This window comes from Pseudomonas sp. NPDC088322 (assembly GCF_044740745.1).
In the GTDB taxonomy this organism is placed as follows: domain Bacteria; phylum Pseudomonadota; class Gammaproteobacteria; order Pseudomonadales; family Pseudomonadaceae; genus Aquipseudomonas; species Aquipseudomonas shirazensis.
This window is the reverse complement of sequence record NZ_JBIURK010000002.1, coordinates 139468-160678: the sequence shown is the minus strand read 5'-3', so window position 1 is coordinate 160678 and position 21211 is coordinate 139468. Positions and strand designations below refer to the sequence as shown.

At 62.3% G+C, this 21211-nt stretch carries 20 protein-coding genes and 1 pseudogene; 6 read left to right on the top strand and 15 right to left on the bottom strand.

The annotated features are described in order from the left end of the window. Nucleotides 1–5 precede the first annotated feature (5 nt). From ACIOAU_RS04955 to ACIOAU_RS04925, 7 genes are read right to left on the bottom strand one after another with little or no spacing between them, the layout of a single operon-like run. Entirely contained in the window at nucleotides 6–1370 is a 1365-nt protein-coding gene (locus ACIOAU_RS04955) for a sensor histidine kinase (RefSeq protein ID WP_401180394.1), read from the bottom strand. After that, complete coding sequence (locus ACIOAU_RS04950; RefSeq protein ID WP_150571613.1) at nucleotides 1367–2029, bottom strand: response regulator; 663 nt, start codon at nucleotides 2027–2029, stop codon at nucleotides 1367–1369. Before ACIOAU_RS04950 ends, ACIOAU_RS04955 begins: the two co-directional genes overlap by 4 nt. Before the next feature lie 2 nt (nucleotides 2030–2031). Then, entirely contained in the window at nucleotides 2032–2673 is a 642-nt protein-coding gene (locus ACIOAU_RS04945; protein ID WP_401180390.1) for a hypothetical protein, read from the bottom strand. Further along, nucleotides 2670–3476 carry an SDR family oxidoreductase gene (locus tag ACIOAU_RS04940; protein ID WP_101319368.1) on the bottom strand — a complete coding sequence of 269 codons (807 nt, stop codon included), beginning with the start codon at nucleotides 3474–3476 and terminating at the stop codon, nucleotides 2670–2672. Before ACIOAU_RS04940 ends, ACIOAU_RS04945 begins: the two co-directional genes overlap by 4 nt. Beyond that, the gene (locus ACIOAU_RS04935) at nucleotides 3463–4143 is read right to left on the bottom strand and encodes an iron-containing redox enzyme family protein (RefSeq protein WP_312387929.1); all 681 of its coding nucleotides are present in this window, start codon (nucleotides 4141–4143) and stop codon (nucleotides 3463–3465) included. The genes ACIOAU_RS04940 and ACIOAU_RS04935 overlap by 14 nt, the downstream gene beginning before the upstream one ends. An 8-nt stretch (nucleotides 4144–4151) precedes the next feature. Then, nucleotides 4152–5615 (bottom strand): AMP-binding protein, encoded by a 1464-nt coding sequence (locus tag ACIOAU_RS04930; RefSeq protein ID WP_401180387.1) that lies wholly within the window; start codon nucleotides 5613–5615, stop codon nucleotides 4152–4154. Further along, nucleotides 5605–6282: a thermostable hemolysin gene (locus ACIOAU_RS04925; RefSeq protein WP_188035913.1), complete on the bottom strand. Its 678-nt coding sequence runs from the start codon at nucleotides 6280–6282 to the stop codon at nucleotides 5605–5607. The genes ACIOAU_RS04930 and ACIOAU_RS04925 overlap by 11 nt, the downstream gene beginning before the upstream one ends. Nucleotides 6283–6519: 237 nt before the next feature. Between ACIOAU_RS04925 and ACIOAU_RS04920 the strand changes: the two genes are divergently transcribed. Further along, nucleotides 6520–6945 carry a potassium channel family protein gene (locus ACIOAU_RS04920; RefSeq protein WP_101319375.1) on the top strand — a complete coding sequence of 142 codons (426 nt, stop codon included), beginning with the start codon at nucleotides 6520–6522 and terminating at the stop codon, nucleotides 6943–6945. Between the two features lie 108 nt (nucleotides 6946–7053). Then, nucleotides 7054–7623, top strand: a complete 570-nt coding sequence (locus ACIOAU_RS04915) for a GNAT family N-acetyltransferase (protein ID WP_401180383.1) — start codon at nucleotides 7054–7056, stop codon at nucleotides 7621–7623. A 150-nt stretch (nucleotides 7624–7773) separates the two neighbouring features. Here ACIOAU_RS04915 and ACIOAU_RS04910 read toward each other — a convergent pair whose 3' ends face one another. The 3 genes and pseudogenes from ACIOAU_RS04910 to ACIOAU_RS04900 form a co-directional block, all read right to left on the bottom strand. Then, nucleotides 7774–9141, bottom strand: a complete 1368-nt coding sequence (locus ACIOAU_RS04910) for an MBL fold metallo-hydrolase RNA specificity domain-containing protein (RefSeq protein WP_401180380.1) — start codon at nucleotides 9139–9141, stop codon at nucleotides 7774–7776. Next, nucleotides 9132–9320 (bottom strand): annotated as a pseudogene (locus tag ACIOAU_RS04905) (universal stress protein); the annotation flags it as partial. The gene ACIOAU_RS04910 and the pseudogene ACIOAU_RS04905, both read right to left, overlap by 10 nt. A 284-nt stretch (nucleotides 9321–9604) precedes the next feature. After that, a complete protein-coding gene (locus ACIOAU_RS04900) occupies nucleotides 9605–10531 on the bottom strand; it encodes a universal stress protein (RefSeq protein ID WP_401180378.1) in 927 nt (308 codons plus the stop codon). Between the two features lie 200 nt (nucleotides 10532–10731). On the opposite strand from ACIOAU_RS04900, the gene ACIOAU_RS04895 reads away from it, so the two are divergent. The 4 genes from ACIOAU_RS04895 to ACIOAU_RS04880 all read left to right on the top strand — a co-directional run bounded on the left by ACIOAU_RS04895 (nucleotide 10732) and on the right by ACIOAU_RS04880 (nucleotide 14121). Beyond that, entirely contained in the window at nucleotides 10732–11805 is a 1074-nt protein-coding gene (locus tag ACIOAU_RS04895; RefSeq protein ID WP_401180376.1) for an NAD(P)-dependent alcohol dehydrogenase, read from the top strand. Between the two features lie 81 nt (nucleotides 11806–11886). Next, entirely contained in the window at nucleotides 11887–12075 is a 189-nt protein-coding gene (locus tag ACIOAU_RS04890) for a hypothetical protein (protein WP_101319385.1), read from the top strand. A gap of 1 nt (nucleotide 12076) precedes the next feature. Continuing rightward, the gene (locus ACIOAU_RS04885; protein ID WP_401180373.1) at nucleotides 12077–12883 is read left to right on the top strand and encodes a helix-turn-helix domain-containing protein; all 807 of its coding nucleotides are present in this window, start codon (nucleotides 12077–12079) and stop codon (nucleotides 12881–12883) included. Beyond that, entirely contained in the window at nucleotides 12883–14121 is a 1239-nt protein-coding gene (locus ACIOAU_RS04880) for an MgtC/SapB family protein (protein ID WP_401180370.1), read from the top strand. Before ACIOAU_RS04885 ends, ACIOAU_RS04880 begins: the two co-directional genes overlap by 1 nt. A gap of 186 nt (nucleotides 14122–14307) precedes the next feature. On the opposite strand, the gene ACIOAU_RS04875 is transcribed toward ACIOAU_RS04880, so the two are convergent. The 5 genes from ACIOAU_RS04875 to ACIOAU_RS04855 form a co-directional block, all read right to left on the bottom strand. Next, on the bottom strand, nucleotides 14308–15618 hold the full coding sequence (locus ACIOAU_RS04875) for an MFS transporter (protein ID WP_401180367.1): 1311 nt from the start codon (nucleotides 15616–15618) through the stop codon (nucleotides 14308–14310). Nucleotides 15619–15710: 92 nt separating this feature from the next. Beyond that, nucleotides 15711–16928, bottom strand: a complete 1218-nt coding sequence (locus tag ACIOAU_RS04870; RefSeq protein ID WP_150569269.1) for a fumarylacetoacetate hydrolase family protein — start codon at nucleotides 16926–16928, stop codon at nucleotides 15711–15713. Nucleotides 16929–16954: 26 nt separating this feature from the next. Further along, nucleotides 16955–18013, bottom strand: coding sequence for an Ldh family oxidoreductase (locus ACIOAU_RS04865; protein ID WP_259073638.1), 1059 nt, complete (start codon nucleotides 18011–18013; stop codon nucleotides 16955–16957). A gap of 4 nt (nucleotides 18014–18017) precedes the next feature. Further along, nucleotides 18018–19610 carry an aldehyde dehydrogenase (NADP(+)) gene (locus ACIOAU_RS04860; RefSeq protein WP_259073637.1) on the bottom strand — a complete coding sequence of 531 codons (1593 nt, stop codon included), beginning with the start codon at nucleotides 19608–19610 and terminating at the stop codon, nucleotides 18018–18020. 35 nt (nucleotides 19611–19645) lie between these two features. Then, complete coding sequence (locus ACIOAU_RS04855; RefSeq protein WP_401180362.1) at nucleotides 19646–21187, bottom strand: UxaA family hydrolase; 1542 nt, start codon at nucleotides 21185–21187, stop codon at nucleotides 19646–19648. Nucleotides 21188–21211: the final 24 nt, after the last annotated feature.

The following is a 21211-nucleotide window of genomic DNA, read 5'->3' as shown; positions in this document are numbered from 1 at the left end:
CCAGCTCACTGCAAGGGAAGCGACACGATGGCAGCCAGCCCACCAGTGGCCCTGTTCTCCAGGCGCACCTCCCCACCCAGCCGCTCGACAATAGTGGCCACGATGGATAACCCCAGCCCTGCGCCATTGGGACTATTGCGGCTATAGAAGCGCTCGAATACCCGCACAAGATTCGCCTCGTCTATACCTGGGCCTTCATCTTCGACAACCAGTTCGATGCGATTGGCCAGGCGCTTCAGTGATACCGTGATACGCCCGCCAGGCGGTGAATGCTCCACCGCATTGGAAACCAGGTTCTGCAAGGCGATGCCCAACGCTCCGGCATCGATCATCAGGCCATGGTCACCTTCGCTGAGATCCAGCGAGGGCTCCAGGCCGCGATCCAGTATCCAGGGGGTGAGATCCGCCAGCACATCGGTGACCACGTCGCCCAGGTCGACACGGGTGGTGGCGCGCCGACCAAGGCGCGGCTCGACCCGGGCGAGGGTCAGCAACTGGTTGACCACCCGGGTCAGCCGGTCCACGCCGCCAATCAGAAAACCCAGGGCTTTCTGGCGCTCGGCATCGGTACTGGCGGCCTGTGCGTTCTGCGCATGCAGGCGCAGGATCGCCAGCGGCGTGCGCATCTCATGGGCGGCGTCGGCAATGAAGCGATGCTCACGCCGCAGCAGGTCATCGATCTGCGCCAGCAGGCGGTTGATGGCGGCTTGCATAGGCTCAAGCTCGGTCGGCAACGGCACCAGTTGCAGGGGTTCGAGGGAGTCGGCATGGCGCCCACGAATTACATCGGCCATGTTCTGCAAAGGGCGCAAGCCCCAGCCGATGGCCGCCCAGACCAACAGTGCCAGGCCCAGGCTGCCAAGCAGGAACGGGAACAGGGTATGGCGTACGATGCGGTCGATCAGGTCGTAACGCACATCGTCGCGCTCGCCCACCCAGATTACCCATTGTTTTTCGGGCACCGGTAATACAAAGCCGCGCCACTGTTCGCCCCCACTGGCAAAGTCGTAGAAGCCCGCCGCCGCAGGCGGTGCGTCGAGTGTCGGCGCACTGGGTGTGTGCACCAGCAACCGTGCTCCCTCCCCCCACACCTGAAACGCCAGCTTGCTCTCATAGGGGTGGCCCACACGGTGGCGCCCGGCCTTGCCCAGCGCCTCGTTAAATGCCTGATACAGTTTTTCGCGGTTGCCATCCTGCACCGGCAGGTTCATTACCCCCTGCAACAGCCGGGCATTCTGAGCCATGTGAGCATCGTAGACTTCATTGATCTCGCGTCGGCTGTCGTGATAGTTGTACAACGCCAACAAGCTGGTGCCGAGCAGCATCAGCGCCATCACCCGCCACAATGTACGCTGGCGCAACGAGCTCACAGCTTGGCCTCGACCAGATAACCGATACCGCGCACCGTGCGGATCAGGCCGTTGAACAGTTTCCTGCGCAGCTGATAGATGTTCACCTCCAGCGTGTTGCTCTCAGGCTCCTCGTCCCAGCCATACAGCAGCTGGGTCAACCGCTCACGGGTGAACACCTTGCCCGGTTGTGCCAGCAACTCGTGCAGCAGGCGATACTCCTTGGGCGTCAGTATCACAGGCACGCCGTTGTAGTGCACCTGCTGGGTGGCAGGGTCCAGGCTTACACCAGCGTGCTCGATCAGCACCTTTGCCCGCCCGGCGCTGCGCCTGAGCAAGGCGCGCAGGCGGGCCTTGAGCTCATTGAGGTCGAAAGGTTTGACCAGGTAGTCGTCGGCACCGGCATCCAGGCCAGAGATACGGTCCTCGGTCGCATCGCGCGCGGTGAGAATCAGTACCGGCAAGCTGTTGCCCCCTGCCCTCACCCGTCGCAGCAGCTCGATGCCTCCCAACCGCGGCAGCCCGAGGTCGAGGATCACCAGGTCGAACACTTCATGTTGCAGGGCATGCAGCCCGCTCAGGCCATCGCGCAGCCAGTCGAGGGTGTAGCCCTCTTGGCGTAACCCGTCGCAGATCCCCTCGCCCAGGGCGGTATCATCCTCAACCAGCAGCAGCCGCATGTTCAGTCCTGTTTGTCCTTGATGGCCTTGAGTAAAGCATCGATATCGCCACGCCGGCCCTGATCGGCCAGTTCGCGGCCTGGCCGTGGCGGCGCCTGGCGTGCTTTTTCCAGGGCAGCGGTGGCTTCAGCGTAGCGTTTTTGCCGGAACAGATGATCGGCCCAGAAGTAGTTGCTGTCGATACCGTTGGGGTTTACTTGCAGCGCCTTGCGCAACAAGGTATCTGCCTTGTCGCTGTCACCGAACCCGATGGGCCAGCCCGGCACCTGGTCGTACAAGGTGCCCAGGCTGGTATACGCCGAGCCCTGTAGGGCATTGGGGTCGAGTTTCATCGCCTCTTCGAGGCTGGCCTTGGCCGACTTGACCTTGCCCAGCGCCCCCAGGCCGCCGGTGGCACCCGCCCAACTGCTGTTGATGATGCCCTCCCAGATCAAGGGTTCGGCCGAGCCTGGGTGCTGGTGGACCAGCGTAGAAGCGTCGGCTGCCAGTTTCTCGAACGCCTCGGCGCGTTTGTCTTTAGGCGTCTGGTACTGGATCTGCGCCCAGCGCTGCTGCAAGTTAGCCAATTGTTGACTGCCGGCCTGGTCCAGCGCCCAGGTGAGCGGTGCAAACGCCAACAGGCCAGCGATGAACAGACATTTCATTTGATCGACTCCTTGGAATGGCTAGCAAGGTAGCGGCGGATCACCGGCAATTGCTTGCGCAGTGCGCGGTCGACCACCCCGGGCAACATGCCGTTGATGCGTACAAAGAGCTTTTCTGGCCAACCCAGGTAAAGCTCGCTGCGTTCTGACTGCACGGCCTTGAGCACAGCACGGGCCACATCTGCCGGGTCGTCCATGCCGACCTTCAGCGCCTGGTTGAGCGCCGTGGCGGCGGTGCTGTTCATCGCAGTACGGGTTGCCCGGGGGGCGGCGTACATGACATTCACCTGGGTATCCGCCAGCTCGCGGCGCAGCGCCTCTGAGAAGCCGCGCAGGGCAAACTTGCTGGCGCAGTAGGTGGCATAACCGGGGTAGCCGATCGAGCCGTAGGTGGATCCGACGTTGACCACCAGTGCCCTGGGTTGTGCGCGCAGCAGCGGCAGGCACACACGCGTCAGTTGCAAGGCGGCTTTGAGGTTGATGTCCAGCAACTCGTCCAGCGCCTGTTCGTCGATCTGGTCGAACAGGGCAAAACGGTTCACGCCTGCGGCATTGATCAGGACATTGACCCCGCCCATCTCCCGGGCACGGGCGAGCACCTGCTCACGCCCGCCATGGCTGCGCAGGTCGGCCGATTGCCAGAGCAGCCTGTCGTGATAACGGTTCATCAAACTGGCGAGTTTGCCCATCTGCCGGCTCACCGCCAGTACCCGGGCACCGGCTGCACACAGCTGCTCGGCCAGCTCCAGGCCGATGCCTCCGCTGGCGCCGGTGAGTATCACTACACACTCAGGCAAGCGCATGACGCACCTCTTGCCGGCCCGCACGCGGCAGCGCGTGGAACATGTCGGTGTACAGGCGGTAAACCACTTTGGCCGCATGAATTACAGCACGCTGGTCGTCAGCATCATCAAGGCGGTCCATCAACTGCCGGTAGGTGACCATGTGGTCCTGGTCCAGCGCACCATGGGAGCTGAGGTAGCTGAAGGCCCTGTCAGGCAACGCCAGCGTGCTCTGGATCGTGCCGGCCGCCTGGGTGGCCAGGGCAATGCTGGTGCCTTCGAGCACATTGACCATGCCAAACAGCCCGACCGGGTTGCCACGGGCAATCAAGTCGTATAGGTAGGCGACCATCAGCTCGATCGGCAGTGCCGGGCGACCGTCACGCACCGCCTCCCAGTCGCCACCGCAGGCATTGATGTCATTGAGGACCCACTGCTCGTGGCCATACTCCTCGTCGATGTATTCGCACACGGCGCCACGCAGCCATTCCAAACGTGAAGGCAGCCGCGCCCCGCACGCCATCATCAGTGGCACGGTGTGGCGTACATGGTGATATGCCTGGGTCAGGAAGGCCACGTAGCTGTCGAGGCTGACGTGCCCTGCCAGCGCATCGCGTATGACCGGTACGGCAAACAGGGCCTGACGCTCCTGGGTGGTTTGCATTTGCAGGGTATCAAAAAAGGACATGGCAGACCTCACAACGGGATGTCGGATAACAGGGAGTGGTAACGCCGCAGGATGGCCTCGCGGCGCGGGCGGCCATTGGCGGTCAGTGTGTCGTCGGTACTCGACAAGGGGCACGGCAGGCGACGCCAGGCATGGACCCTGGCGTAGCCCGGCAGCAAGGCATTGCACTGTTGCACGGCCTGGTCGATGAGTGTGTCAGGGGTAGCGGGGTCCAGCGGCCAGAGCAATGCCAGGTTCTTTGGCAGGGCCTCGCCATGCACGAACGCCTGGGCAATCACGCCGCTCTGGGTCAGTTCGGCCTCCACCCACTCCGGGTTGACGTTGCGCCCGAAGCTAGTGATGAACTGGTGTTTCTTGCGGCCATCGAGGTACAGGTAGCCCTCCTCGTCGAAATGACCAAGGTCGCCGGTGGCCCACCAGCTATCGCAGACGGGTGGTTCCTCCAGATAGCCGAGCAGCACCGAGCCCGCCACCAGTACCTCCCCGTCCTCGGCGATACGCACCTGCACATGGGGCAGCGGTTTGCCGACACTGCCGCGGCGGGTTGCGCCCGGGCGGTTCAACGCCACCACCGAAGCGCACTCGGACAAGCCATAGCCCTCGAACACCGGTAGACCAATCACTTCGGCGCGGGCCAGCAAGCTGGGCGCCACCCGGGCACCGCCGACCGCAACGAACCGTAGCGCCCCCACCCGCATCAGCCCGCGCTCGATGGCGGTGATCAACCCCATCAACAGCTGCGGCACCAGAATCAGGCTCTGCGCGCCGCTCAGGGCGATGGCCCCCAGCAAACGCTTGAAATCGACCTGGCTGGCACCGCCCATGCCCAGTTGCGCCTGGGGGTATAGCAGCACACTCGCTCCGGCCATCAAGGCGGCGTAGACACCCAGGTTTTCCAGCAGCACACCCAGCGGCAGCACCGCCAGGTAACGCTGAGGTTCACTGGGTCGGCTGGCCACCTCCAACTCCTGGGCGACTCGCAACAGAGCCTCTACAGACAGGCACACGCCTTTGGGCTTGCCCGTGCTGCCGGAGGTGTAGGTGATCTTGGCGGTACCGGCTGGCAGCGCGGCAGCGGGCTGTGCCTCGCGAACCCAGAACACGTCCTGCTGAGCGAACCCCAGCTCGGCGAGCGTACCGTGCCATTGCGGGTCGCACAGCACATGGCAGGCACCACTCTGCTCGATGCAATGGCTGAATTGGGCAACACTGAAGAACGACGGCACGATTACACAAGGACGCTCGGCAAACAGCGCCGCCAGGTCCCAGAGCAGTAGCTGCGGGCCATTATCCAGGGCCAGTACCAGCGGGCCGGACGAGCGCCCGCGCAAGCTATGGGTGCGCAACCCCACTTCGGCCAGCAATTGCCTGAAGGTGAAGCACTCGGTCGCCCCTTGCACGGCAATTGCGTCAGCGTGATCGCGGGCGAACGTCACCAGCAGTTGATGCAAACGCTCCAGTTCATGCGGCATGGCCAGTCTCCCGAAAGGCCGTAGGCAACCCCAGGCGCTGGAACACCCCGGCCTTGCTCAAGGCATCGAAGCCATGACCGATGCTGCCGGCAAAGACTTGCGGATGCTGAGCGTAGTAGGTACCCCATTGGTCCAACTGCCCATTCAGCCGAGCCGGGTCAGCCGACGCCAGTACCGACGGTACCAACCCCAGGCGCTGGAAACTGTTTATCAGTGTCGTTGCACCGGTGAACGCCACCCACTTCAGGCCGCGTGTGGCCAGAAACCAGGTCACCGCTATGATCATGATTCGCGCGCTGCCGGCACTGAGCGAGGCCAGGTTGCCCACTTCGACCATGCACTCACGCCCAAGGGGGGAGCCCGCCACGCGTGAAACTGCAGCTTCCAGCGGCTCATCCAGATAGTGTTCGAGAAACAGCGGCCCGCTGTCGGCAAGGCGCAAGCCTGCGGCAGCAATCAGCCGGCCATGGCTGTCGTGCAGCGCCAGGAGTTCTGGCAGGTAATGGTGCACATCAGCATGATGCACGTTGGCAAAACACTGATGAATGAAGTGCTCAAGCTCATCGCGGCCAGGGTCCTTGTGCAAATGAAGCGACAAGTGGGCGTGATGATCGACGTGGCTGCCGATAGGCAATGGGAGCAGGCTGCTCCACTGAGACTGAGTCATGAAACTCCCCCGGTTTGGGCTTGATGGGGTGAGTATCAGTGCTCAATCTGAAGGGAATCTGAAGTCACGGATTCGACCTTGGTCGCAGTCCGGGTACTGACCGGTGGAGGTCGAAGCCAACGCGATAACGGCGGCCGCTGACTGACCTTTATCAATCACCCAGTGCTGTTCAAGCGTAGAACCGACACGATGGCCATTACCGGCCAGACTGATGCCAGGGCCACAGGGGAACCGTCAATGTTTACTGTCACGCTGATCAACGCGCTGGTCGTGATGTTGGTGGTGGTGATTCATTACGAATGCCTGTTACGCCTGAACGACTGGCTACCGCGGCTCAAGCTCTGGAGCCGGTTTCGCATCGTCATCGGGGTGTTCGGCGCGTTGGCGGCCCACGCACTGGAAGTCTGGTGCTTTGCCCTGGCCTATTACCTGATGGCCAATGCCAAAGGCTGGGGCACGCTGAGCGGCAACTTCGACGGCACGTTCATGGACTGCGTGTACTTTTCATTCACCACTTACACCACCATCGGCTTTGGCGATATCGTGCCAAGTGGCGACCTCAAATACCTGACAGGCCTGCAGGCGCTGACGGGCCTGGTGATGATCACCTGGACGGCCTCCTTTCTGTTTCTGGAAATGCAGAAGTACTGGAAGACCAAGTAGCGAAGCGTGACCTTACCAGCCCGGTAATTGACAACTGTCAAGCGCGCACAAGATAACGCGTTGAAACTAAACCTCCTTTGTACACCCCACAAAGTAAGGAGGCTTGCCATGGAATCCGCCGAAACACCCCGCACTCACGCCGCAGCGTCATTTCCTGCCACCGCCGGCGAACACTGGATCGAAGCGCTCGACAACGGCACCCATGTGCTGATCAGGCCTTTGCAGCCCAAAGACCGCCAGCGCGAGAAGAGCTTTATCGAACGCCTGTCGCCACAGTCGCGCCACTTCCGCTTCCTGTGCCAGCTCAAGGAGCCTGGTGAAGCCATGCTGGATCAACTGATGGTCGTTGATCACGACCAGCACATGGCCTATTTGGCCCTCGCCCATGTCGACGGTGAACTGCAGGAGGTCGGTATTTCCCGTTACGCGACCCAATCGGGTAGTGAAGAATGCGAGTGCGCCGTCACCGTCCTCGATAGCTGGCAGCGTCACGGTTTAGGCACATTGCTGCTCCAGCACCTGATCGACCACGCACGTGCCCAGGGCCTGCGGCACATGTATTCCATGGACGCTGCGGCCAATGCAGCGATGCGCGACCTGGCTCAGGCAGCAGGGTTTACCAGCGTCAGAGACCCGGATGACCCAAGCCAGCTGATTCACCGGCTTTCGCTGGCCTGAGGCAATACCGCGGCGGTGGCCTCCGGCACCAGGTCGAGGTGCCTCTGGCACTGCCGCCGATCGGCTGCGGTCACCCCTCCCCCGGGCCTTTTTGCCCAGCCCCTGAGCCTTGCCCTCGCTTGCATGTTCATGAAAACCTCCAGTGCCGTGCTAGCGCACAGGGCCTATGGCAACCGTTTCCAGGTAATCGGGCACGCACACCGGCCAGCCGAGCTCAAGGCTTATCCGTCGGCGCAAGGTGTCCGCAGCATGCGGTTCGCCATGAATGACGTAGGTTTGCCGCGGTGGCCGGGTGAAACCGCGTAACCACTCCATGATTTCGTCCGCATCCGCATGCGCCGAGAGGTTGTCCATGGCAAACACCTGCGCCCGAATCGGCACGTCTTCGCCATGCAGGCGCACGCTGCGCGCCCCGGCCACAATATCGGCACCCCGGGTACCGCCCGCCTGAAAGCCAGAGAACAGGATGCTGTTGTACGGATTGGGCGCCAGCGCCTTGAGGTGGTGCAACACCCGCCCCCCCGTCGCCATACCGCTGGCGGCGATGATGACTGCAGGTTCGTGCAACTGATCCAGGCGCCTGGATTCATCGACCGTGCGGATGATGTGCGTGCCTTTGCACATCTGCGCACATTCAAGCGCCGTCAAGCGGTGCTCACCTTTGAACTGCTGGTACAGGGCCGTGGCATCCATCGCCATCGGGCTGTTGAGATACACAGGTATGTCGGGTATCAGTCCGTCGCGCTTGAGCGTGTACAGGTAGTACATCAACAGTTGCGCACGGCCAATGGCAAATGACGGTACCAGCGTGATGCCATGGCGCAGCAGGGTCTGGTTGATCACATCCGCGAGGTAACGCTCCGGAGCCTGAGCAGGGTGCGATCGGTCGCCATAGGTCGATTCCACCAGCAGCGCATCGGCCGCACCGATCAGCTCGGGCGCACGCATCACGGGGTCGTGGGGCCGTCCCAGATCGCCTGATGACACCATCGTCTGGCCATCCACCGTCAGTTGTACGGTCGCCGCGCCGAGAATGTGCCCGGCACTGCGCAGCAACAGTTCGATACCGGGCGCGACCTGGGTGCGGTGGTGCAGCGCGACAGGCCTGAACAGGCGCAGTGCCCGTTTGGCATCCAGTTCGGTGTACAAAGGGCGAGCCGGCGAATGCCTGGAATAGCCATGACGGTTCGCATGCTCGGCTTGTTCCTCCTGCAATCGGGCGCTGTCGAGCAACAGAATTTCAGCCAAGGCACAGGTCGCCGGGGTGGCATATACGGGGCCGCTGAAGCCCTCGCGCGCCAGCACCGGCAGGTACCCGCTGTGGTCCAGGTGCGCATGCGTGAGCACCACCGCATCCACCGCCCGCAGTACTGCCGGCAGTGGCTCCCAGTTACGCAAGCGCAGTTGCTTGTAGCCCTGGAAAAGCCCGCAGTCGATCAGCACCCGTGTCGAATCACGCGTCAGCAGGAACTTGCTGCCCGTCACCGTGCCCGTACCGCCGAAAAAGGTCAGTTGCATGGCGTTGGCTCCCAGGTGTCGATCACGCAGGGATGAACGGACAGTACGCTGCACGGTGGATCGCTCACCATACGTTCTGTGGTGTCGCCCAGAAGCTTGCTCAAACCCTTGGGCTGCACTACCCCCAGGACCACCACGTCGATATCTAGGGCCGCCACCTGCTCCCGAATCACGTGCACTGCCGAGTGCGGGTCTATGTCTGTGAGCAGCACCAGCAGTTGTCGATACCGACCCATGGGAAACCTCCGGCCGCACGCGGCGATGGCAAGTAGCATCGATCTTCGAGCGCCCTACCCATCAGCGCTTGATGCGGATCAGAAAGTCATCACCTGCGCACCAACTTGATCAATGTCAGAACCGTACCGACGCCTCTCGGTACGCTACCTGGGCGGCGATGTCAGCGAAATTCTCCATGAGCTTGACCTCCACGCCTGAAAAAAAAGGCCCTTGCGGGCCTTGCACTTCAACCTTGCGAATGCTCGGGCGAGATCACCAGAACACTGCAGCTGAGCCGATGCAGAATCCGCTCGGCCGTACTGCCGATGAACCAGCCGATTCCATGATGGTGGTAGCTCCCCATCACCAGCACATCGATGTCATTGTTGTCCATGAACAGCGTCAGCACCTTGGTCGGGTCCCCCACCCGCAGGTGGCGGTGCTCGGCGGGGATCCCGTTGCGTTCGGCCAATGCCTGGAAGGCATCGGCCTGGGCCTCGTGAAGTGTTCGTGACAGGTTCGAATCGAACAGGAACGAATGTGCCCGGGCGTCGTCGGCGTCCAGGTACATGGAACCCATATCGTAGGCGTACAGCAGTTCGATCTGGGCGTTGCATTGCAAGGCCAGCTTGAGCGCTTCGCTGATGATCTGGTCGTTGAACCCTTCGAACTGATCCTCTGGGCGCGACAGATCAACTGCTGCAAGTATCCGGCGCGGCAAAGCATTGCTGGCGTTGTGAACCAGGTGCAACGGGATACGAGTGTCGCGTAACAACTGGACGTCGAGCGAGGTGAACATGGCGTGCATCCACCACGGTTCATGCTCGAGCCCCTTGATCAGCATGGCGAACGGCTGCTCACGCAGATGCGCCTGGATCTCGTCCAGCGGATGCTGCACCCACACCACCTCGGTGGTCACCGTCACGCCGCTGCGGCGCATCGACAATGTCTGGGTTTCCAGCCATTCACGGTGTTGCTGCACATAGCCCTCCCGCATGACCGCCAACGCCTGGTCGTTGACCAGGCCGGCAGTGACCAGGCCCTCAAGGTAGTCAAAGGCGACGATGTGCAATGGCATGCCCTTGGCTTTGGCCAGCGCCGCCGCACGGTCATAGACCGGCGTGCGGCGCATCAAGGGCGATGCGATCAGAAGAAGTCTTTGCGGATTGGTCATGGCACACCTCTACGGGCTCGATGAGTACCTCGATGATCTGCCAGCAGCACCTGTGCGGTTTGATGTTTATCAAGAGTCAGGCGCCACTCACCAACCCCTGCCACCGCTCGACGCAAAATTGACTCGGATCAAGACTTACCGGCTTTTTTAGCGCACGCTGTAGTTGCCAACAAAAATCAGCGATGCCCCGGAGGCATGCCATGGCACTCATGAAAGCGGCCATTTATGTCGAAAAGAACCGCATCGTGCTGGAAGACAAGCCCATCCCTGAGATCGGCCCGCTAGATGCGCTGATGCGCATCAGCACAACGACGATCTGTGGCACCGATGTGCATATCCTGCGTGGCGAGTATCCAGTGGCCAAAGGGCTGACCGTCGGCCACGAGCCAGTGGGTGTCATCGAAAAACTGGGCTCAGAGGTTCGCGGGTTCCACGAAGGGCAACGCGTCATCGCTGGCGCCATCACCCCAAGCGGCCACAGCAATGCCTGTCTGTGTGGTTGTGGCGCCCAAGACGGCGCCGGTACGGCGCATGGTTTCAAGGCCATGGGTGGCTGGAAGTTCGGCAATGTCATCGACGGTTGCCAAGCGGAATACGTTCGAGTGCCGGACGCAATGTCCAACCTTTCGCCCATTCCCGACAGTCTCTGCGACGAACACGTGCTGATGTGCCCCGATATCATGTCCACCGGTTTTTCTGGTGCAGAACGCGGGGGCGTGACAATCGGCGATACCGTCGCCGTGTTCGCCCTGGGCCCGATCGGCCTGTGCGCCGTCGCCGGCGCCAAAATGCTAGGCGCCACCACCATCATCGGCGTGGACACCGTGGCGGCGCGCATCAGCGTGGCACGCGAAATGGGTGCTTCACACGTGGTCGACTTCAAGCAAGGCAACGTGGTGGCGCAGATCATGGCGCTGACCGATGGCCGTGGCGTAGATGTAGCCATCGAAGCGCTGGGCACCCAGGCCACCTTCGAATGGGCACTGCGGGTGCTGCGCCCCGGCGGCACACTGTCCAGCCTGGGCGTGTACAGCGCCGACCTGCGCATCCCTTTGGATGCATACGCTGCCGGCCTTGGCGATTACCGCATCGTGACCACACTGTGCCCTGGCGGCAAAGAGCGGATGCGCCGGTTGATGGCGGTGGTTGCCAGTGGCCGCGTAGACGTTTCCCCCTTGGTCACCCACCGTTTCCGGCTCGATGATATCGAAGCCGCCTACGAATTGTTCGCCAACCAGCGCGACGGCGTAATGAAGGTGGCGATCACGCCCTGAACCTCGCCACGCCGTCGGCAAGGACGCCATTGCCCCCTATCGATAGGCAGTCCCTTGCTCATGCATGCACTGGAGGTTCCAATGAACGTCTACGTTGAGAAAAGCGCCAACGGCAATCGCTGTTGGGTACACATGGACGAGTGGCGGGTGAGTTTCAGCACATCCATAGAAGCCGAGCAGTTCGTAGGCGTGCTGACCGCCCGCCTCAACGCGCCTCATTCACTGAACAAGATCGCCACCGTCGCTCTCAGACCTGCGAAGGAGGCATGAAATGTCGGGGCTGACCGACTTTCAGCTGCTCGGGCAGCCTGCGCCAAAGTGCAAACCACCGCCCATTCATTTCAAACCACTGACATGCCGGTGCAGTGAGTGCCGGGTCAACGGCTTGTGTTTGCCCGCGGGTTTGCCCATGCACTGCAACAGTTATTTCGGCACACTGATCGGCCCTCGTATCCGGGTCAGCAAGGGGGCTGCGCTGTTCAGCGCAAATGTACCCTTGAGTAGCCTGTATGCGGTGCACTCAGGCAGCTTCAAGACGAACCTGAACAACGCCGAAGGCCAGGGTGTGATCATCAACTTCTGGATGACAGGGGACGTACTGGGGCTCGATGCCGTAGCGACCGAGCTTCATGTCTGTGATGCCATCGCCCTGGAAGACAGCGAAGTGTGCCCTCTGCCCTATCATCGCCTGCAAGCCCTGGCGCGTAATTTCCCCATGCTGCAACAGAGCTTGAACCGCCTGATGAGCAGGGAGATTATCCGCGAGCATGAGCGCGTGCTGATGCTCTGCAACCTCTCTGCCGAGCAGCGGCTTGCCAGTTTTTTACTGAGCCTTTCCCGCCGCTTCGTCAGCCGCGGCTATTCACCCCACGGTTTCATGTTGCGCATGTCTCGCGAAGACATCGGCTCCTACCTCGGGCTGCGCCTGGAAACCATATGCCGCTCAGTCGCTCACTTACGCGGTCTGGGTATCGTCAACCTGCACGGCCGGCAGGTGGAGATCCTCGACATGCCAGCGCTGATCGCGATCGAACTGGGCTCCCCGGCCAGCTTTGCCATCGCCCCGGTAAAGGCCTGATGCTCGACCTAGTGAACTTGGCTCACGGGGCCGTGGCATTGGGCATCGGCATGCTGGTTGGCCTTGAACGGGAGCGCAAGAAGGTCAACAGTGAGGCTCCCGCCGCAGCGGGTTTGAGAACCTTCGCAATCACCGCCCTGATGGGGTATGTCTGCCATGTACTGGCTGGCCCGGCTCTGGTCGGCGTTGCATTGGTGGGCATAGCGCTGCTGTTGGCCATTTACCACCGCACAAAACCCGACGAAGATTCGGACATTACCAGCGCAATTGCCTTGCTGCTGGTGTTGGTATTGGGAGGCCTGACAGTCGAACACCCCGAGCTGGCAACCGCCATCGGTATCGTACTCACCATACTGCTGGCCCTGAGGCGTGAGCTTCATCGTTTCGTGCTGCAGCAACTGAGCGAGGGCGAACTGCGCGATGGCTTGTTGCTCCTTACAGTAGCGCTGGTTGTGCTGCCGTTGACGCCGGACCGGTTCATTGGCCCCTACGGGGTACTGAACCCGCGGGTGATCTGCACACTGGTCGTGTTACTGATGGCCGTCGGTGCGCTAGGGCATATCGCCATGCGCCTGCTGGGGCCACGCTATGGCCTGGCCCTGAGTGCGATCGCATCCGGGTTTGCCTCTGGCTCAGCGACCATTGCCATGCTTGGCCATCAAGCACGAAGGCAGGACACGTTCATGCGCGCGTTCGCCGCTGCAGCGGTGCTGTCCAACCTCGCCACCCTTGTCCAGTTTGGTTTGGTGATTGGCGTTGTCGACGTGCGCTTGCTGCGCCCTTTCTGGCCATCTATAGGTCTCGGTATGCTGGTCACGCTCATTTACGGCGTGCTGTTGCTGGCGCCTTGGCGCCCTGTGCCAGTCTGCCCCACGACCAAGCCCGGCAGCGGTGCTTTCAGCCTGCTCACAGCACTGCTCATCACGCTAGCGATTACCTGCATTGCATTGTTCTCGGCGTTTCTGCTCGAGCACCTTGGTCACAAGGGGCTCAGCATTGCTGCCTTTATCAGTGGCTTGGGCGATGCGCATGCCGCAACTGCTTCGATCGCTTCGCTCGTTGCTGCAGGCCAGCTGAACAGTGCCGACCTGACGCTACCGGCAATGATGGCGCTCACAGGGAATACCATAACCAAATGCGTACTGGCTTGGAGCAGCGGCGGTTCTTTGTTCGCTCGCCACCTCATTCCGGCTCAGTTCATCATTCTTGGCACGGTATGGCTTGCATTTTTGATCTGATACATCAGTCGGAACGCTCGGAACGATTTGACACAGCCATGGCCGGCACATCCCGCCATTAGGCGCTCAGCATTCGAGGTACAGTTTTCAACCTCTGACACCAAGGTAACTGCTAACTCCTTGTCGGCAAGTCCTTCGCAGATGAGCGCCAAATAGTCCGTTGCTTTCACCAGGCCTGCACGCCTTTCACTGCGTCACCTCCCGCAACACCTCGTCCTTGACCACCGCCCCACCAATCGGCGCCTTCAGCAGCAGGAAGTACGCCACCGCCGAACACAACGCCACCACCGCGCTGATCATGAACGCCGTATTGAACGACCCCGAGTACTGAATGCTAAAGCCCGTAACGATCGGCGCGACCGACCCGGCAATATACCCACCAAAGTTCTGGATCGAACCAAACGAGGCCACCCGCGGGCTGTCGACGATGGTGTTGACGATCATCCACGCCGTGGCACTGGCCATGTTGATGCTGAACAACGCCAGGCACAGTAGAATCACACACCCGGTAAGCCCGGTGACGTACGACAGCGGCAAGGTAAACAGCGCTGCCAGCACCAGGCCGGTGATCACGCTGAACTTGCGGCTGCCGAGAATGCTCATGCCCCGCTTCACCAGCCGATCACAGAAGCGGCCGGCGACGATGGTCCCTACCGCACCAAAGCCATAGGCCAACGACACCACCCAGGCAGTCTTGTACAAGTCCAGGCCATGCTCGCGCTCAAAGTAACCGGGTAGCCAGGTCAGGTGCAGCCAGAGCATGTAGATCACGCCCATGAAACCCAGCACTGCGCCCCAGGTGCTGCGATGCTTGAACAGGTCGAGCCAGCCGGCAAAGTACGACACCTTGGGTGCTTGCGGGGCGGCGGCAGGTGCCACGTGCTCGGTGGGCAGCGGTTTGCCTTCGGCCGCCAGCTCGGCCAGGTACTGCGCCTTGCTTTTGTAGAAGGTCAGCCAGCACACCGCCAGCACTACGCCCAGCAACCCAGTGATGATGAACATGCCGCGCCAGCCGTAGTTGACCATCAACAGCGTCAACAGTGGAGGTGCCAGGCAAGGCCCGAGGCAGGTCGACGACCAGACGATGCCGGTAGGTGTGCCGCGTTCGTTGGCATCGAACCATTCCGACAGCGCCTTGGCTGCAGACGGGAACATCGGCGCCTCGCCGATCCCCAGCAGCACGCGCAGGCCCATGAAGCCGGCGAAGCTGTTGACCAGGCCGAAGGTGGTCTGGGCGACCGACCAGGCCAGCAACGATGCGCCGAGGGCGATCTTGCTGCCCAGGCGGTCGATGATCATGCCCATCGGTAACTGGGCGAAGGCATAGGCAATGGAGAACGCCGACAGCAGGATGCCCATCTGCGAGGGGCTGATCATCATGTCTTTCTGGATCGAGGTGTTGGCGATCGACAGCGCACTGCGGTCCAGGTAGTTGACGACACCGATCAACAGCAGGAACACCACCGTGATGCTCTGGTACTTCTTCAGTTTGTTCATTGCGTGGCCTTTATTATTATTGTTGCAGCGCGTTCAGCGCCTAGGCGATCCGTCATTGCTGTCGCGTTCATCCATGGTCGGTTACGGTTGGATCAGGGTTGCCGCGCGGTCACTGCCGCGTCGAGCAGGCCGCGGCGGCTGAGGCTGTCAATCAGCGAGCGCAGGCCGAAGTTCCACTGCGGCGCCTGGTCGCTGGTGGTCACCCGGTTGCTCAAGGCGCCCAGCTGCGCGCTGCTGATGGTGACTACGTCGCCAGGCTTGTGAGTGAAGCCATTGCCCGGTTGGTCGCGGTCTTGCTTGGGGGCGAACAGGGTACCGAGAAACAGCACCAGGCCGTCCGGGTACTGGTGATTTTCGTTGAGGGTCTGCTGCACCAGGTCGAGCGGGTCGCGGCTGATCTGCTGCATCGAGCTGCGGCCCGAGAGGATGAAGCCCTCCTCCCCTTCAACCCGCAGGTCGACTTCGGCGTTACGCACGTCATCGAGGCTGAAACCTTCGTCGAACAGACGCAGCAGCGGGCCCAGCGAGGTCGAGGCGTTGTTGTCCTTGGCTTTGGACAGCAGCAAGGCACTGCGCCCTTCGAAGTCACGCAGGTTGACGTCGTTACCAAGCATGGCGCCCTTGATGCTGCCGTCGCTGGACACTGCCAGTACCACTTCCGGTTCCGGGTTGTTCCAGCTTGATTTGGGATGGATGCCGATGTCGGCGCCGTGGCCCACTGCCGACAGCGGCTGGGCCTTGGTGAAGACTTCGGCATCCGGGCCGATGCCGACCTCCAGATACTGCGACCACAAGCCCTGCTCCACCAGCACGGCGCGCAACGCCTCGGCCTGGGCCGAACCTGGGACGATCTGTGACAGGTCGGCACCGATCCGGCTGGCCAGCGTGTCGCGGATCGCATCAGCCTTGGCCGGGTCGCCCTTGGCTTGCTCCTCGACCACGCGTTCCAGCAGGCTGGCGGCAAAGGTCACGCCGGCAGCCTTGACGGCCTGCAGATCGATCGGTGCCAGCAGCCAGGGTTTGCTGATGTCACGTTGGCGTGGATCGCTGTTGGCAAGCAGCGCCGGCAGCTCGGTCAGCGCATCGGCCAACGGCAGCGAACGCAGGTAAGCCACCGGGTCAGCCACTTCGAGCAGCGCCGAAACCGTGGCGACGTGGGCGCTGATGTCATGCACTGCGCCCTCCTTCACCAATACTACTGCCGGGCCTTGCTCGGGCAGCCATACCCGCCCTATCCAGCTGCCACTGTTACAGACGGCGGCATTGTGGCTCAACGGCAACGAAGGCTTGCTGTTCGATTGATCTGTCATGTCTCTACCTTTTTTGTAGTTGTCTATTAGTGACCAAGCGCGGCCACTTGCAATTGGGCGGCGAGCTGGTTGAGGTCTGCGACCAGAGTCGGCGCCAGGCTTACGCCCTGGGCCAGAGCCTTGCTGCGCAGGGCCAGGCCGGCTTGCCCAGGCAGGCGCACCGGGCGCTCCGGATCTACTGGGCGGCTGGCGAGGATCAGTTGGCCGAGGAAGCTGGTTTCGTCAGTAAACGCCTGTAGGCCGCCAAAGAAGCGCGGATCAATAACTACCGCAGTGGCCGACGCGCCCCATTGATCAGGGCAGTCCTTGCGGCCATGGCCGGCCAGGCCCGAGGTCAGTGCTTCGACCAGAATCGCCAGAGCGAAGCCCTTGTGGCCGAAGGCCTGGCCACCCAGCGGCAAGATGCTGCCCTGCGGGCGGGTGAAGAAGTCCGCAGGGTCATCACTCGCCTTGCCTTCGTTGCTCATCAGCACCGGGTGCGCCAGTTTGCTGCCGTTATCCCGGCATTGGCTGACCATGGCCATGGTCACGGTGGACATGCTCACATCCAGCAGGATCGGTTCGCCGCCGGCGGGGATACCGGCCGCAATTGGGTTCGGTGTGTAGATCGGGTCAACTCCGCCATGGGCACAGACCAACCCTACCGACGGATCGGAGGAATACACCATCGCGACCAAGCCACGGTCGGTGTATGGCTTCAAGTAGGCCGCCAGGCAGCCAATATGCGCAGCGCGGCGGACCACGGCGATGCCGATGCCCTGCGCGCTGGCCCCGCTGGCCGCACAGTCCAACGCACGGCTGACGCAGTACGGGCCGAGTACATAGTTGCCGTCGAACAGGCTGGCAACACCGCTGTCGGAGATCTGCTCCAGCGCTGCCGCCTGAGCCTTGACCTGGCCACTCAACATGCCGCCAATGTAGCGACTGACCAGATTCAGGCCATGGGTGCGATGGCCGAGCAACTCGCCTTCGAGCAGCACTCGGGTTACCACTTGGGCGACCTCCGCGTCGGCGCCGGCGTTTTCAAACAGGCGCTCGACAAAGGTGCTGAGCGCGTTCACTTCATAGCGGATGGCTTCGCTCATACGCTCAGTTCCCGGTTTGGTTGAGCGCTGCCGTGCTCGGCTGACCATCCACAAGGCGCTGAATGCCCAGCGGGTTGGCGTTCTGCAAGGCCGGCGGCAGCATGGCGTCAGGGATGTTCTGGTAGCACACCGGGCGCAGGAAGCGGTCGATGGCCAGGGTGCCAACCGAGGTGCCACGGGCATCGGAGGTCGCCGGATACGGGCCGCCATGCACCATCGCATCGCAGACTTCGACGCCGGTCGGGTAGCCGTTGAGCAACACTCGGCCCACTTTCACTTCCAGTGCGCCAAGCAGCGAGCCGTGGTCAGCCAGGTCTTGCTCATCCGCCAGCAAGGTTGCTGTCAGCTGACCGCGCAGAGCGTTCACGGCTTGCAGCAGTTGCTCGGCATCATCGACCCGAACCACCACAGTGCACGGACCAAACACCTCTTCCTGCAGCAGCTCGTCCTGCTCCAGCAGCAGGCTGACATCTGCCTCGAACAGCTGCGGCTGGGCCTGATTGCCCTGTTGCCGGGCACCGCTCAGGTGCTCGATACCAGGGTGCGCGAGCAACCTCTGCAGGCCTTTGTCGTAGCTGCGCAGGGTGCCGGGGTTGAGCATGGTCTGCGCCGGCTGATCAGCCATGTGCCCGCGCAACTGCTCGATAAAAGCGGTGAAGGCCGGCGAGCGAATGCCTAGTACCAAGCCCGGATTGGTGCAGAATTGCCCACAGCCCTGTACCACCGATGCGGTCAGGTCCTTGGCTAGCTGGGCACCGCGATTTGCCAGTGCCTTCGGCAGTGCCAGCACCGGGTTTATGCTCGACATCTCGGCAAATACCGGGATCGGCTGCGGTCGCGCTGCCGCCATATCGCACAACGCCCGGCCGCCTTTGAGCGAACCGGTAAAGCCCACCGCCTGGATACCCGGGTGTTTGACCAGTGCCTCACCCACGCCGCTGCCGAAGATCATGTTGAACACGCCCGCCGGCATGCCAGTGCGCTCGGCAGCGCGGATCAACGCTTCGGCAACGCGCTCGGCGGTTGCCATATGGCCGCTGTGGGCTTTGAACACGACCGGGCAGCCGGCGGCCAATGCCGCAGCGGTATCGCCTCCCGCGGTGGAGAACGCCAGCGGGAAGTTGCTGGCACCGAACACCGCCACCGGGCCAACGCCGATGCGGTATTGACGCAGGTCGGGGCGTGGCAGCGGCGTGCGCGCTGGCAGCGCTTGATCAATACGAGCGCCATAGAAATCGCCACGGCGCAGGACCTTGGCAAACAGACGCATCTGGCCGCTGGTGCGACCCCGTTCGCCTTGGATTCGCGCGCTGGGCAGTGCGGTTTCCTGGCAGGTCAGATTGACGAAGTCTTCACCGAGGGCATCGAGTTCGTCGGCGATCGCCTCAAGAAACTCTGCGCGGCGTACTGCCGGTAAATTGCGAAACGGTGGGAACGCGGCACTGGCCGCTGCCACGGCGTTGTCGACCTCGGTCAAGGTCGCTTGATGAAAGCCGCCCGCTAGCTGCTCGCCGGTATGGGCGTCGATGCTGTAGACCAGGGTGTCGCCAAGTGCGCTGCGCTGGCCGCCGATGAAGTTGAATCCGTTAACGTGCATAAAAAGTCGCCTCGAAAGATGAAGGGGGCTGGCAGTCAGGTCACGGCACCGATCTGCCAGGGCACGAACTCGTTCTGCCCGTAGCCGTGCTGTTCGCTCTTGCTGCGCTCACCCGAGGCGATGCGCAGCATCTGTTGAAAGATGTAGGCACCGCGTTCTTCGATGCTGGTGGAGCCGTCGGCGATGCCGCCGCAGTTAACGTCCATGTCCTCTTCCTGGTGCTCGAACACCCGGTTGTTGGTGGCCAGCTTGATCGACGGCGCAGGCGCGCAGCCGTAGGCCGAGCCCCGGCCGGTGGTGAAGGCAATCAGGTTGGCGCCGCCGGCGACCTGGCCGGTGGCGGAGACCGGGTCATAACCTGGGGTGTCCATGAACACCAGGCCTTGAGCGCGCACCGCCTCGGCGTATTGATAGACGTCGACCAGATTGCTCGAGCCGGCCTTGGCCACCGCGCCGAGGGATTTCTCCAGAATGGTGGTCAGCCCTCCTGCTTTGTTACCCGCCGAAGGGTTGTTGTTGAGCTCGGCGTTCATGCGCTGGCAGTAGTCTTCCCACCAATGAATGCGTGCGATCAGCTTCTCGCCGACCTCACGGCTCACCGCCCGGCGCGTCAGCAGGTGCTCGGCGCCATAGATCTCCGGTGTTTCCGACAGGATCGCGGTGCCGCCGGCCGCGACCAGGCGGTCAACGGCATTACCCAGTGCCGGGTTGGCGGTGATCCCGGAGTAACCATCGGAACCGCCGCATTGCAGGCCAACGACCAGGTGCCGCGCACTGACTGGCTCACGTTTGACCCGATTGGCGTCGGCCAGCAGCGTCTTGACCTGCTCGATGCCGGCGGCGATGGTCTTGGAGGTGCCGCCGATGCCCTGGATAGTGAAGGTGCGCAGTTGCTCGCTGGCTTTCAGGCCCTGGGTTTCCAGCAGACTCTCGATCTGGTTGGTTTCACAGCCCAGACCAATGATCAGCACAGCGGCGAAATTGGGGTGTATCGCATAGCCTGCCAAGGTACGGCGCAACAGACCCAGCGCTTCGCCACTGGGGTCCACTGCGCAACCGGCACCGTGGGTCAGGGCGACCACACCGTCGATATTCGGGTACTCGGCCAGCGCCTCGGGGTGGATATCGCGGCGGAAATGATCAGCCACTGCCCGGGCGACGGTTGCCGAGCAATTCACCGAGGTAAGGATGCCAATGTAGTTGCGTGTGGCGACGCGGCCGTCGCCGCGCACAATCCCCTGAAACACTGCTTCAGTGGCAGCCAGGCTGCGTGCATCGACGCCAAAGGCATAGTCGCGGGAGAAGTCGCCCATCTGCACGTTGTGCACATGGACGTGATCGCCAGGTTCGATGGTTTGCGAGGCGAAACCGATGATCTGGCCGTAACGGCGCAGTGGCTGGCCCTGCTCCAAACGCTCGGTAGCGACTTTGTGCCCCGACGGGATGGGTTGGCGCACGGTGATCGCTTCGCCGTCCAGCTCAAGGCCTTCAGGCAGCGCCTGGCGTGCAATCAGGACGTTGTCCAGCGGGTTGAGGCGGATGACCGCAGGGTCGGCGCAGCGGGCAATCAGTTCCATGGGACCTCTCAGGGTACGGCTGAC